The sequence below is a fragment of the Peribacillus sp. NPDC096448 genome (assembly GCF_044762675.1).
GTDB classification, from domain to species: domain Bacteria; phylum Bacillota; class Bacilli; order Bacillales; family DSM-1321; genus Peribacillus; species Peribacillus frigoritolerans_B.
This window is the reverse complement of the sequence record NZ_JBIWEU010000012.1, coordinates 118,849-132,465: the sequence shown is the minus strand read 5'-3', so window position 1 is coordinate 132,465 and position 13,617 is coordinate 118,849. Positions and strand designations below refer to the sequence as shown.

The 13,617-nt window shown below is 43.8% G+C and carries 11 protein-coding genes and 1 pseudogene; 10 read left to right on the top strand and 2 right to left on the bottom strand.

What is annotated here, in order from left to right; genetic code table 11:
- Positions 1 to 24: 24 nt before the first annotated feature.
- The 3 genes from ACIQ0C_RS20000 to ACIQ0C_RS19990 all read left to right on the top strand — a co-directional run bounded on the left by ACIQ0C_RS20000 (position 25) and on the right by ACIQ0C_RS19990 (position 3,677).
- Positions 25 to 891, top strand: coding sequence for an ATP-binding protein (locus ACIQ0C_RS20000; protein WP_403063157.1), 867 nt, complete (start codon positions 25 to 27; stop codon positions 889 to 891).
- Positions 892 to 906: 15 nt separating this feature from the next.
- Complete coding sequence (locus ACIQ0C_RS19995) at positions 907 to 2,823, top strand: vWA domain-containing protein (RefSeq protein ID WP_403063154.1); 1,917 nt, start codon at positions 907 to 909, stop codon at positions 2,821 to 2,823.
- Between the two features lie 158 nt (positions 2,824 to 2,981).
- Positions 2,982 to 3,677, top strand: coding sequence for a hypothetical protein (locus tag ACIQ0C_RS19990; RefSeq protein ID WP_403063278.1), 696 nt, complete (start codon positions 2,982 to 2,984; stop codon positions 3,675 to 3,677).
- 50 nt (positions 3,678 to 3,727) lie between these two features.
- On the opposite strand, the gene ACIQ0C_RS19985 is transcribed toward ACIQ0C_RS19990, so the two are convergent.
- Complete coding sequence (locus ACIQ0C_RS19985) at positions 3,728 to 3,847, bottom strand: DUF4023 family protein (RefSeq protein WP_048686276.1); 120 nt, start codon at positions 3,845 to 3,847, stop codon at positions 3,728 to 3,730.
- Between the two features lie 266 nt (positions 3,848 to 4,113).
- Between ACIQ0C_RS19985 and ACIQ0C_RS19980 the strand changes: the two genes are divergently transcribed.
- The 6 genes and pseudogenes from ACIQ0C_RS19980 to eutC form a co-directional block, all read left to right on the top strand.
- On the top strand, positions 4,114 to 5,487 hold the full coding sequence (locus tag ACIQ0C_RS19980; protein ID WP_403063151.1) for a sensor histidine kinase: 1,374 nt from the start codon (positions 4,114 to 4,116) through the stop codon (positions 5,485 to 5,487).
- Positions 5,488 to 5,496: 9 nt separating this feature from the next.
- Positions 5,497 to 6,081: an ANTAR domain-containing response regulator gene (locus tag ACIQ0C_RS19975; protein ID WP_403063148.1), complete on the top strand. Its 585-nt coding sequence runs from the start codon at positions 5,497 to 5,499 to the stop codon at positions 6,079 to 6,081.
- A gap of 145 nt (positions 6,082 to 6,226) precedes the next feature.
- On the top strand, positions 6,227 to 7,498 hold the full coding sequence (gene eutH, locus ACIQ0C_RS19970; RefSeq protein WP_403063145.1) for an ethanolamine utilization protein EutH: 1,272 nt from the start codon (positions 6,227 to 6,229) through the stop codon (positions 7,496 to 7,498).
- Positions 7,499 to 7,516: 18 nt separating this feature from the next.
- Entirely contained in the window at positions 7,517 to 8,923 is a 1,407-nt protein-coding gene (locus ACIQ0C_RS19965) for an ethanolamine ammonia-lyase reactivating factor EutA (protein WP_403063142.1), read from the top strand.
- A gap of 18 nt (positions 8,924 to 8,941) precedes the next feature.
- A complete protein-coding gene (locus ACIQ0C_RS19960; RefSeq protein ID WP_403063139.1) occupies positions 8,942 to 10,306 on the top strand; it encodes an ethanolamine ammonia-lyase subunit EutB in 1,365 nt (454 codons plus the stop codon).
- 23 nt (positions 10,307 to 10,329) lie between these two features.
- A pseudogene (eutC, locus tag ACIQ0C_RS19955) lies at positions 10,330 to 11,064 on the top strand (ethanolamine ammonia-lyase subunit EutC); the annotation flags it as partial.
- A gap of 818 nt (positions 11,065 to 11,882) precedes the next feature.
- Here eutC and ACIQ0C_RS19950 read toward each other — a convergent pair.
- A complete protein-coding gene (locus ACIQ0C_RS19950; RefSeq protein ID WP_402840567.1) occupies positions 11,883 to 12,608 on the bottom strand; it encodes a DUF4261 domain-containing protein in 726 nt (241 codons plus the stop codon).
- Between the two features lie 260 nt (positions 12,609 to 12,868).
- On the opposite strand from ACIQ0C_RS19950, the gene ACIQ0C_RS19945 reads away from it, so the two are divergent.
- Entirely contained in the window at positions 12,869 to 13,588 is a 720-nt protein-coding gene (locus ACIQ0C_RS19945) for a YebC/PmpR family DNA-binding transcriptional regulator (RefSeq protein ID WP_053536610.1), read from the top strand.
- The last annotated feature ends 29 nt before the right edge of the window (positions 13,589 to 13,617 follow it).

The window sequence follows — 13,617 nt, the reverse complement described above, 5'->3', positions numbered from 1 at the left end:
TTCAGAAAGGGGTGTAGGAACATAATGATCAATCGATTACCAATAGAAATAGCGAATATATTACAAGCAAGCCAAAAGAATCCTGCTCAATTTGAGGAATTGATCAGGAGCGGCGGATATCTGCCTCCCGAGATGGAGTTGATGGTGGATGCCATCACGGCCTTGAGCATGGGGAAGAATATCCTTTTGAAGGGTCCGACAGGGGCTGGAAAGACAAAGTTTGCCGAGACATTATCGAATTTATTCAACCAGCCGATGTTCAGTGTCAACTGCTCAGTAGACTTGGATGCCGAAAGCTTATTGGGCTTCAAGACGCTGGCTTACAAAGAGGAAAAACAAGTGATAGAATTCGTACCTGGACCAGTGACCAATTCGATGAATCACGGTCACTTCCTATATATAGATGAAATCAACATGGCGAAACCGGAAACTCTGCCGCTTATCAACGGTGTGCTTGATTACAGAAGGACGATAACGAATCCGTTCACGAATGAAGTCATAACGGCAAAAGAAGGCTTTAATGTGATTGCTGCAATCAACGAAGGGTATGTTGGTACAGTGCCGCTGAATGAAGCGCTAAAAAATAGATTTGTCGTAATTGAAGTTCCTTATATCGAAGGGGAGCAGTTAAAGCAATTGATAGAAACTAATACAAAGTTGAAGGACCTAAGAAGTATTGATTTGTTCGTTAAACTGTCGAGTGATTTGATAAATGCCGTGAATCAAGGGAAGGTGGCTGAAGATGCGGCATCGATCAGGGCTTTGCTTGATGCTTGCGATCTGAGTGTGTTGATCCCGCCGAAACGGGCGATTCTTCGTTCCATTGTGGATAAGTTGGACGAGGAACGTGAGCGTGAGTTCGTGAAGAACTTGGCTGACACATTATTCTAACTAGGAGAATGCCTCATGAAGTATATCCGGTTCAATGATTCAATAATAGATACGGCTCTTTTTTTACAGCTTCAAGATCTCTCGACTGTTTTATCCGGCATTCCTGAGCTGGAATTCGAATACAATTATGGCTCCTTCATTGATCTGATCGAGAATAAGGTCACAGCCAGCCATTTTTGGGAAAATGGCAATAAGGAAGTGAAGGAAGCGGGGCTGAAAACGGACGTGCTTCTTAGAACGATAGGTACGCTGCATCATACAACGATCCAGAGCATGAAGGAGTACCAGGAGAGCATTGGGGAAAGTTCGCTTCCGAAGTTTGCAGCCCAATTATTCGCTTTACTGGAAGATTTGCGATTGGAAGAATTGGTGAAGAAAGAAAGGCCAGGCACGAAAAAATGGTTTTCGGTAAGGGGTGCTTACCTTAAACAATATTTCGAAAGCCAATTGGCGACGAATGTCACAAGAAGTTTTGCACTGGATGAATTATACTGCCTCATATATTTACTGCTTCAATCTGACAGGCCGGATCCGATTTTTCCAAGAGCCAATGAAAGGCAGCTGGAAGAACTGGAGAAGCTCAAACCGTTCATCCATTTGGTCTTTGAAGCTACTAAAACCAGTGATATCACAAGGATTTGCGAGCAAATCGTTTTCCGTGTGAACGATGGATACGAGGATACGATGAATGAATATTTCATTTTCCCCATTGCAAGTGTGGAAAAGTATAAAGCAAATACTTTATTTGATGAACTGACTAGAAATGATGAACTGTTGAACGATGATACAGATGATGCAGATGAAGAAAAAAGTGAGTTCATTGATGAAAAATTCTCGACTTGGCATCGGGAGAACAAGAACGGCGAGAGTAATTCGACTTTTCTCCAATTTGAATTGGAGCAGGGAACGAAAACAAGCCTGATGGGCGGAGGTGCCCGGGAAGCGGAAGATGCCGACCAAGCACTGGCTTCGATCCAGGGTTCATCAGGGGAAAGTCAACAAAAGGAATACAATCAGCAAGAAACGCTGGAGAAGAAACAAACCAATATGGGCAAAAGCGGTGAACATCCATTTGGTGAAGAAAATAAAGACGTCGTTCAGGTAATCAAAGAAGCAAAAATACCAACTCTTACGGAAGAGAAACACTACCGAGAGTTTGTTGCGGATATTGAACCGTTCAAGAGAAAACTCTCCAGTACAATTGAAAAGACGCTGGAAAATAAAAAGAACGCACCAAGAAAAGATTTGGTTTTTGGCCGTTTATCAAAGAAATTACTGCCGCTTGTATTTGAAGAAAATCCAAGGGTCTTTTATAAAAAGAACCAGGATTCCAATGAAATGGATGCCGTATTCACATTGCTTATCGATTGCTCGGCTTCCATGCATAACAAAATGGATGAAACGAAACGAGGGGTCGTCCTGTTTCATGAAGTGCTGAAGAAATTAAGGATCCCCCACTCGATCGTGGGATTTTGGGAAGATGCAAATGAAGTGAGAGAAGGATATCAGCCGAACTATTTCCATGTGATCCAGTCCCATTCCGATTCCCTTTATCTAAACTCAGGAGCTAAAATCATGCAGCTTGAGCCAGAGGAAGACAACCGGGATGGATACAGTATCAGGGTTGCCACAATGGAATTGGAAAAAAGACGTGAAAAAAACCGTTTCTTGCTCGTATTTTCAGACGGTGAGCCGGCAGCAAGCGATTATGATCAAAATGGCATTGTCGATACACACCTTGCTGTTTCGGAAGCCAGGAAGAAAGGCATCGAAGTCATCGGCCTGTTTTTAGCGGATGGAGGCATCGATGAAAGTGAAGAAATGACGATGAAGAACATCTATGGCAAAGAACGCCTGATGATTCCAAGTGTAGCTGAGTTGCCAGAACAATTTACACCGCTGTTAAAAAAACTGCTGCTGAAGACCATTTAAGAAATATATAGATAAAAACGCAGTAGGGTTCAAGTTGGATCTTACTGTGTTTTTTTGTTTGCTTATGTCAGCTATAGATGGAAACTTAAAATGAACATCGAATGAGATTTCTTTTGTCGTGATTGGGGTAAACCATAGATGAGGAAGTGAACATTTTGATGAATTTACTTTTTATGTTGCTTTATTTAATAATCATTGTTCTTGTTATTGAAATATCGGTCACCTTGATGAAATTGACAGGATTAAAAACCACAGTGGCAAGATTTCAGGTTATCTCCATGCTGACGGGTACTGGTTTTACAACTGACGAGTCAAAATCCATTATCGATCACCCCGTTCGAAGGAAAATTAGCATGTTCTTAATTTTATTTGGTGCTTTCTCGCTTGCTGTCATCATTTCATCGATCAGTACATTGCTTACAGATGATCTGCGCTTGATGGAGTTAAGCATCATTATTGGAATCCTGGTGGTTTTAACTGTTTTAGTGAAAGCTCCATTCCTGAATAATAGAATATCGAATAAGTTGAAAAGTGAAATGTACAATCATTATGAACTATGGGAACACCCGATAGAAGAGGTCCTATTTTTAGAAGATGAAGACGTGGTCATGGAGATCGATATTTATGAGGACTCCGAATTCATCGATGTCAAAGCCTTTGATGTCATATCACATGGAGCCGACATCAATATTTTATTTATTGAAAGCGGAGAAGTGAAAATCAGAAAAGAGCTATATGAGTATAAAATCAAATTAGGGGATAACCTCTTTTTATATGGAAATAAAAAAGAGATTGAAGAAACATTCTCAAAAGAAATCGAAGCGATGAAGAAGAAAAAAAGTGCATCGGAGTGAAAAGAATCCCAGCCTATCTTAAGGCTGGGATCTTTTGAAGATTGTCTTCATTAATGTTTTTTATTCGGTAATTTCTGAGCGGGATTCCCATTGCCTTGACGGCGCATATTGCCTTCTTCCTTTTTTTGCTGCTCTTGAATGCTTTCAACAAACTCCTTTGAACTTTTCATGGAATGTACCTCCTCTGTTAATTTCTTTTTTACTATAACCAGAAGAGGTGGAATTCATGAGTATGTAAGGGATCTGACTATATGGAGAGGTGGTAACTTTGCTCCACAAGTGAGTTGATAAGAATGTGGGTCAATCGTTTTAAATAACGCCATCTAATGTTAGAATACATCACATTAGAATATTTTGAATATTGACAAAAATAGGGGCGGTATCTATAATAATCAATAATAATATCCATGAATAAACGTTTATTGGGGTTTTGCCTATGGAACGGACAATGACTGTCCGAGATTTATGTGAATTGCATACTCATTTACTGGACAGTGATATTCAAATTCTTGAAAACCTATCAATGAATTTATCGTTGATAGCCGATTTGAATAAAGCGAATGTGTTTATTGATTGTCCGGTGCGTGAAGGGAGGCATGCCATTGTCGTCGCAGAGGCATGCGGACATTCCGTGAAATCGGTTTACAATCATCCGGTTGTCGGGAAATTTGCCTATGAGGCTTTTGAACCGGCCGTATTTTATGTATTGCGCACCGGAAAGGACATGTTCGTGAATCGGGCATTGACTCAAGAGGGAGCGATGGTCCAGCAAAGTGTCGTTCCAATCAAGGGGGAATGCAATCGGGTCATCGCCGTTTTGATCATGGAAAAGGTGATTCATGAAGAACCCGAATCTTTAAATCAGTTTGATAGGCAAGATCAACAAAATTCCTTAGTTCCTGAATTTATCGAGGAGTCCATTTTCCTGATTAATAACCAAAACAGACTTGTTTATACGAATCCTGCCGCCATTAATTTAGTATCGGAAATCTGTTTGACGGACTGTGTTTTAGGTGAATCGATTTTCGATTATTTTCCTGGCTTTGCCGATGTTCTTGCTTCAAAAGAGGACATTTTAATGAAGGAAATGAACATTGGTAAAAAGATTATCCAAATAAAGAAATTCCATTTGGGCAACAAGAATTCCAATGAAACGTTCATCATAATCCGGGACCTGACTGAACTGCGGGATAAAGAGAGGGAGTTGATCAGCAAGTCAGTAGCCATTCGAGAAATTCATCATAGGGTGAAGAATAATTTGCAGACAGTAGCCAGTTTACTTCGGCTGCAAATGAGGCTAGGAGCCCCTGAAGAAAGCAAGCCCCATTTATTGGTCAGTTTGAACAGGGTGTTAAGCATATCCTCGGTTTATGAAATCATTTTGGCAAGCAGTCAGGTCGATCATGTGGATCTGTTGGAGCTTATTGAAAAAATAGGCGATATGATTGTTCATACGGAGGATCAAGCGCGTCAATGCCTAAGCATTGAATATAGAGGTGAACTTCATTCGATTGATTCCGATATTGGCATTTCTGTCGCGCTGGTGGTGAATGAGCTCATTCATAATTGTGTGAAACATGCTTTCAAGGAAGGGACGGAAGGTAAGATTACCGTATGCTTGCAAAAGGATGGTCCTGAATTGGAAATTCAAGTAAGAGATGATGGCATTGGATATTCACCTGCAATGAAACCTTCTTTGGGGCTGGATATCATCCGCATGACGGTGGAAAATGATTTGGATGGGGAGTTTTCGATTCAGCGGATTAAAGAAGGTACCCTGGCTTCTGTAAGATTTCCATACAAGAGGTAGGTGGGAGAAGTGGTCAAGAGGATTTTGGTCGTGGAGGATGAATCGATTGTTCTGCTTGATATAACGATCATGCTCAAGGATGCAGGCTTCGATGTGGTTGGACATGCCCGTAATGGCGAGAAGGCGATTGAATTGGCACATGCACTACAGCCGGATCTCGTTTTGATGGATATCAAAATGCCGAAAATGAATGGGCTTAAGGCTAGCGATGTAATATCCAATACCTTTCAGATTCCGGTCCTACTTTTAACTGCCTTCAGCCAGCGTGAATATATCGACGAGGCGAAGCGAGCGAATATCGTCGGATATCTTGTAAAGCCAATTACGGAGGCTAATTTGATTCCGGCAGTGGAGATAGCCTTGCTGCAAGCAGCCAATACAAAGAAGTATCAGGAACGAAATGCTCAATTGGGTGAAACGCTCACAAATCGCAAAGTCATTGAAAAGGCAAAAGGAATCATCATGAAAAGGAAGAATGTAACAGAAGAAATCGCTTACAATAAGCTGAGAAGGCTTAGTATGGATAAACAGCTTTCCATGGAGACGGTGGCGCGTCGAATCATTGCAAATGATCAAAAACAAGTAAATAGATGAAGCAATGGCGCTTTGATGGACCAAATTGGTTACAGGCATGCATTTCTGCCGAAAAACCTAAGTTTGGGCTATAAGAGGCGTCTTTTTTATACCCTTTTTTAAAAGTCGATAGGCCAAATCAAATCGGAATTCAGGGGGAATATGTATGGAGATGGTAGGTAAATTCGTTATTTATATCATTATGGTGTGTGCCGTTGTCGGTGCAATTGCATCGATTAAAGACAGTGAGCAAGGCTTGGGGAAACATTTCATGGAAGGTTTGCATACCGTTGGCCATATATTTATCCCGGCAGCTGGGATCATGGCCTCGATCCCTTATTTATCTTGGTTCATCAATACAGTATGCGGTCCGGTTTTCGCTGCGATCGGTGCAGATCCCGCCCTCGCCGCAACCACGATTTTGGCGACGGATATGGGGGGTTACCAATTAGCGGCCGAGCTGAAGGAATCATATGAAGGCTGGATCATGGCGATGATTGTCGGCTTTATGTCCGGGGCAACGATTGTATTCTCGATTCCAATGGGGCTTGCGATGCTGGAGAAGCGTGATCATAAATACATGGCACTTGGCGTCATGTCAGGAATCCTGACGATTCCGATTGGCGCTTTCATCTCTAGCGTGCTGGTGGTGGCAACGAATTCGAAAATCCGCGAAGTGATTTCCACGAATGCGGATTCTACATACGAATTCGCGTTGAGCTATTTGAAAATTGCCCTGAATCTTTCCCCTCTTCTTATTTTTGTGGTCTTGCTCGCGTTAGGTCTTTATTTCCTGCCGGATTTGATGATCAAAGGTTTCATGTGGTTTGGAAAAATATTGGATGCCGCGATTAAACTTGTACTCGTGTTTTCAATCGTTGAAATTTTCACCGGATTATTTTCCAATGTCTTTGGTGCCTGGGGCTTCCATCCGATCATGGCCGATAGTGCAGACCAGTTCCGTGCCCTGGAAACGGCAGGATATATCGGGATCATGCTGGCAGGTGCATTTCCAATGATTTACCTGATTCAAAAATATGCTGGCAAGCCATTGGAAGCGATGGGCGGGAAAATCGGTTTGAGCAAAGCTGGGAGTGCAGGGATATTAGCCACGGTAGCCAATATATTAGCAATGTTCAAGCTTGTTAAAGATATGCCGCCGAAGGATAAGGTCATAAACATTTCCTTCGCTGTGTGTGCGGCCTTCCTATTGGGCGATCATTTATCATTCACAGCCAACTTTCAGCCCTCTTTAATATTACCGATCATTGTCGGGAAGCTATCTGCCGGAGCGATTGGAATCGGTCTTGCTTACTGGCTGTCGGTTCCGAAAGCTATGGAATTAGAAGAAAAGGATCGTGCAGCAGGAGTTATCGGCATAAATGAATATAAAACGAAAAATGAGGATGAAAACAGCAATGAAATCCAAGTGGTGTAAAACTGGGGTGTGATTTTAATGAATGAACAGGTGGAACGAATCATCAGTGCAGGAATTGATATTGGCACAAGTACGACGAAACTTGTTATCAGCGAGCTGTCGCTTAGGAATGTGGCGGGCGGCGGACAGGTGCCAAAAATCGAAATTACCGATAAGGAAATTCTGTATCGAAGTCCCATTTTCAGGACCCCGCTTTTATCCGAGACGATAATTGATATACCTGCTGTTCAGAGAATGGTGGAAAGTGAATACCAAAAAGCAGGAATCACGATCGATCATATACAAACAGGGGCTGTCATCATCACTGGGGAAACGGCAACCAAACAAAATGCAGAAGAAATGGTATACCGGCTATCTAAAGCGGCGGGGGAATTCCTTGTAGCGGCAGCCGGCCCGGATTTGGAGGGAATCATTGCCGCCAAGGGATCCGGCGCCTATCAACATTCCATCAAGACAGGAAAGACTGTAGCGAACATAGACATTGGCGGGGGGACGGCGAATATTGCCGTATACTGTTCTGGTATGCTTTGCGGAACTTGCACACTGCATATAGGGGGCCGTTTGGTGGAGTGGGAGGAAGCGAAGGTGAAGGTTGCTCCTTCAATAGGAAAATGGCTGAAATCAAAAGGGCACTTTCCTATGAATGGTGATGGGGCAATCATCGCAAATGAAATGGCGAAGGTGCTTTCGAGGTTTTTGGCTGGTTCCTTCACAAAAGAAGATGAACTTCTATTAGTTGGAAAGGAGCCATCTTGGACAGAACGAATAGAAGTGTTGATGTTCTCGGGCGGTGTCAGTGATTGCATCTATCATGAAGAAAGGGAGGACAAAAGCTTCCGGGATATCGGGATGATGCTTGCCGCCTCTATAATGGAAAATGAAGAATTGGCCGCATGGGAGTGGGAACAGCCTGTTGAAACGGTTCGGGCGACTGTACTTGGAGCAGGCGCACATACAACTGAAATCAGCGGAGCAACTATCGAGGTGAATGATTCTCATCTGCCAGTTCGCAATATCCCGGTCTATCGGGTCGATTTTCATGGTGTGCTTGATGATGTAACTGCGAGAATGGCACAAGCAGTTCAGGATGCGATCACAGTATACGACGCCTTGCAGGAGGGGCTGAATTTTGCCTTTTATTTAACGAATTTACCTTATCAATCATTTCGGGACATTCATCGGCTCGCAGTCGCTTTTATCGAGGCACTGAAGCAAAAGCCGAATCGGCAGCAGCCTCTGATCATTGTAATGGATAGTGATTATGGGAAGGCACTTGGTCAAACCATTCTAGCGAACCAACCGGATCTGCCGGTCATCTGCATTGATCAGACAGAAGTGGAACATGGTGATTATTTAGATATAGGAAGGCTGCTGCGGACAGGGGTCGTTCCGGTTGTAGTAAAAACGCTAACCTTTCACAGTTAGGAAAAGGAGGATTATACGATGAAATTATCCACTCAATACTTTGGGGAAATCCATCAATTCAAATCGTTGAAAGAAGTCCTGGCCAAAGCGAATGAAGAGAAATCAGGAGATAGGCTTGCGGGAATTGCGGCAGATTCCGTTCAAGAACGGGTTGCGGCGAAAGCGGTCCTTAGCGAATTGACTTTGGCGGACATTAGGAACTATCCCCTGCTCTCCCCGGAAGAGGATGAGGTGTCGCGGATCATAGATGGTCTCATCAATGGAACCATTTATCAATCTGTGAAGAATTGGAGCGTTGCCGAGCTGCGTGAATATATTTTGAGTGACGAAACGACCGGTGAGGATTTAAAGCGATTAAGCAGGGGATTGAATAGTGAAATGATTGCAGCGGCAGCCAAGTTGATGTCAAACCTCGACCTTATCCATGCAGCCAATAAAATCGAAGTGCTCACCAAGAATAATAGCACGATCGGATACAAAGGAACGCTTGCTTCGCGCCTTCAGCCTAACCACCCGACAGACAATGTGGATGGCATGCTGGCTTCTTTAAAAGAAGGCCTCTCCTATGGAATCGGGGATGCACTCATTGGAATCAACCCTGTCGATGATTCGGTCGAAAGCGTGAAGCGGCTGCTTCATGCGACACAGGATGTCATCCAGAAATGGAAAATCCCGACCCAGAATTGTGTGCTTGCGCATGTGACGACGCAAATGAAGGCCGTACAGCAGGGGGCGCCTGCTGATATGATCTTTCAAAGCATAGCCGGAACGGAAACGGCCAATCGGTCTTTTGGAATTAACGTGCAATTGCTCGAAGAAGCTAATGAGATCGCGAAGGCCTTTGGCACCGGCACAGGCCCGCAGCATCTTTATTTTGAAACGGGGCAAGGCTCCGAATTATCGGCCGAAGCGCATTTCGGAATCGATCAGGTGACGCTTGAATCCAGGAACTATGGATTTGCCCGTTATTTTGATCCGTACATTGTCAATACGGTCGTCGGGTTCATCGGACCTGAATATCTATATAACAGCAAGCAGGTCATCCGGGCCGGGTTAGAAGACCATTTCATGGGAAAAATGCATGGACTGCCGATGGGAGTGGATATTTGCTATACGAATCATATGAAGGCGGATCAAAATGATATCGAGGACTTGGGTGTACTTTTAACGGCGGCTGGTGTGAATTTCATCATCGCAACTCCGATGGGTGATGACTGCATGTTAAACTATCAGTCTTTGAGTTACCACGATATAGCGACTTTGAGGCAAACGATGGATAAGCGGCCTGCCCCATTATATGAAGCTTGGCTGGAGAAAATGGGGATCATGGAGAACGGAAAATTAACGAAGAGTGCCGGTGATCCAACTATATTTAACCGTTAGGAGTGGATGATATGGGAATGAACAATAAGGAAGATTTGGATGCCATGATAGCGAAAACCCCTGCGCGGATAGGGGTAGGCAGGTCAGGGACACGGCCAAAAACGGATTCTTGGCTGAAATTCCGTTTTGACCATGCGGCGGCCGTCGATGCTGTATATGGTGAAGTCAGTGATATTCTTTTGAAGCGCTTGGATTTATTCAAGGTGAAAACGAAGGCCGATGATAAGGAAATCTATTTACGGCGCCCGGATTATGGCAGGAAGCTTTCGGAAGAAGCAAAGAGGGTGATAGAAGCCAAATGCATAAAGGCCCCAACGGTTCAAATCATCATTTCCGATGGCTTAAGTGCCAAGGCGATCGAAGAAAATGTGGAGGACGTCTATTTATCTTTCAAACAATCTTTGGCAGTGGCAGGTCTTGATACGGGTACACCTTTTTATATTGAAAAGGGCCGGGTTGCCGTGATGGATGATATCGGTGAAATCCTTGGACCTGAGGTCATTGTCCTGTTGATCGGTGAACGGCCTGGTCTGGTCAGTGCTGAATCATTGAGCGCTTACATTTGTTATAAACCACGTTTGGGCACCATTGAAGCAGAGAGGATGGTCATTTCCAACATCCATAAAGGAGGGATCCCCCCTGTTGAAGCTGGAGCGCATCTGGGCACGGTCATACAAAAGATACTCAAATACAAAGCAAGCGGCATGTCCCTCGTGAAGAAGGAACATGAAGAAGAAAAGCGTGAAAAACTCGGTTGAACCCCTATTGTCTAAAAAAAGGGGGTTCGGAATGGTCTCATTCCGGACGATGATTAAGACTAGGTCGTTGATTTCCTCTCCAGGCACTCGCTTTCCGCGGGCGGTCCGGCAGCCTCCTCAGCGCTTTTGCGCCTGCGGGGTCTCCCATGGACTCGCTTTTCCCGCAGGATTCTCGAACCTTGCGTTCCAATCAACTATGTTTAAAACTTTAGATAGAAACCCTTTTGTCTAAAAAGGGGTTTCGGAATGGCTCATTCCAGACGATGATTGAGGCTAGCTCGTTGATTAGGCACTCGCTTCCCACGGGCGGTCCGGAACGGTCTCATCTCGAACCTGATTTTAATACAAGACTAGACTATCTTGATGTTTTTTTACTGTAATCCTTATGGGATTGAAGAAAGTTGCGACACTCCTGCCGAATAACTGGCTAGCCGAGACCCACAGACGCTTGCTTTGATGAGGCTTGGCAGACAGTCGGCGGAAAGGGGGCGGATTTCTGAAATCAACTGGAACGTCTTTTAAATAAAGGCTGTTTTCACATACTTTGTTGCTATTTACCAAGTAGTGCGGTGTGGTTGATTTCCCCTCCAGATGCTCGCTTCCGCGGGGCGGGCGGTGAGCCTCCTCGGCGTAAACGCCTGTGGGGTCTCACCTGTCCGGCTGCTCCCGCAGGAGTCTCACACTTCCGCTCCAATCAACCTTAAATAGTTTCGTTTTAAAAACAACAATCTTTACGAAAAGAGCCTAAATAAAAAACTGCAGGCAAAACTCGATTTTTTTCGAATTTGCCTGCAGTCTGGGGGGAGCGGATCGCTCCTCTATTTACTTGTCCCTAAATTCCATAATCCAAACGGGTTGTAGAAGGGATGGCCTTCTTCATATCTAAAGTCTTGAAGGCCCGTCAATATAAAGTCGGGTGCATTTTGTTGAATGCTAAAGGTTTCGCCATTCTTAAAGAGAGGCCGTTCACCTACATGGTAATAATTAAATGTGTTAAGCAGAGCAGCTGCCTCTTTCGGACTCATTGTGTTAAGTGTCACGGCATCCGGAAGACCAAAGGCTTTCATTCCGAAAGAACAATAATAGTCTTCCTCTCCGATGATCGTGACAAAATGGGCATATACCGAGAGAATATCCGGGCTATGATGAAGATGCTGCCAATCTTCCTTTGAATGGGCAATTCCAGCCGTTTCTATTTTCACTGCCATTCCGCCTGCCTTGAGGATCGCTGCCCCGGCATCGATCAAATCGATAACAGTTCCGGTATCGGATACATCGGCTATTATATAAACGGTAAGGGTATGGCCATTGATTTCCTCTAATGCATTCTCTGAAAAGGCGTCTTTACTGGCGTAAGAAAAGCTCTCTTTTAAAGTGGGTTCATAATCATGGATCTCCGCCTGAAACGTAATGTTCTTATCACTGTTATGAAAAACATTCCCGGCTAACAGATACCCTTCGCTTCGGGAAGCGACCGTTTGAATCAATTCTGTCCGGTCCTTCCATTTACCGGGTATCCCGATGATGATTTGGTTGTCCTTCATGGATCATCTCTCCTTTCCGATCACTTCATACTATACCACTACTGATGTTTTCCATAGTATTTCATGAAAAATAGCGCAAAGCACCGATAAATGCCAGTGAGGGATGTGCAGGACTTTTTCAAAATTATACAATTGATGTATAATATAATCTAGTAAACGTATAGCCTATCTTCAAAGGAATTCCCCTTGTGGGTTTTCTCATAGGGCCGTATCTTAATAATCTATTCGTATATATCAATGATGAAAGAGAGTGGAATATAATGGGTCGTAAGTGGAATAACATTAAAGAAAAAAAAGCGTCAAAAGATGCTAATACTAGTCGGATTTATGCTAAGTTCGGGCGGGAAATATATGTAGTGGCAAAACAAGGTGAACCAGATCCAGAATCCAATCAGGCATTAAGGGTCGTACTTGAGCGTGCAAAAACGTACAATGTTCCAAGAGCGATCATTGACCGTGCGATTGAAAAAGCCAAAGGCGGTTCGGAAGAAAACTATGACGAACTTCGTTATGAAGGATTCGGTCCAAATGGTTCAATGGTCATCGTGGATGCATTGACAAACAACGTGAACCGGACGGCATCTGATGTACGTGCAGCATTTGGGAAGAATGGCGGGAATATGGGTGTCAGCGGATCTGTTGCTTATATGTTCGATGCAACGGCTGTCATCGGGATTGAAGGTAAAACGGCTGATGATGTTCTTGAACTGTTAATGGAAGCGGATGTTGATGTACGTGACATCATTGAAGAAGAAGAAAGTGTCATCGTTTATGCCGAGCCTGAACAATTCCATGCTGTACAACAAGCATTCAAGGATGCAGGTATCAGCGATTTTACAGTGGCGGAGCTGACGATGCTTGCACAAAATGACCTAACCCTTCCAGAGGATGCACAAGCACAATTCGAAAAAATGATTGATGCATTGGAAGATTTGGAAGATGTTCAACAAGTTTATCATAATGTAGATCTTGGTGAATGAGAAAATGAGCAGACCTTTGCTATAAGATC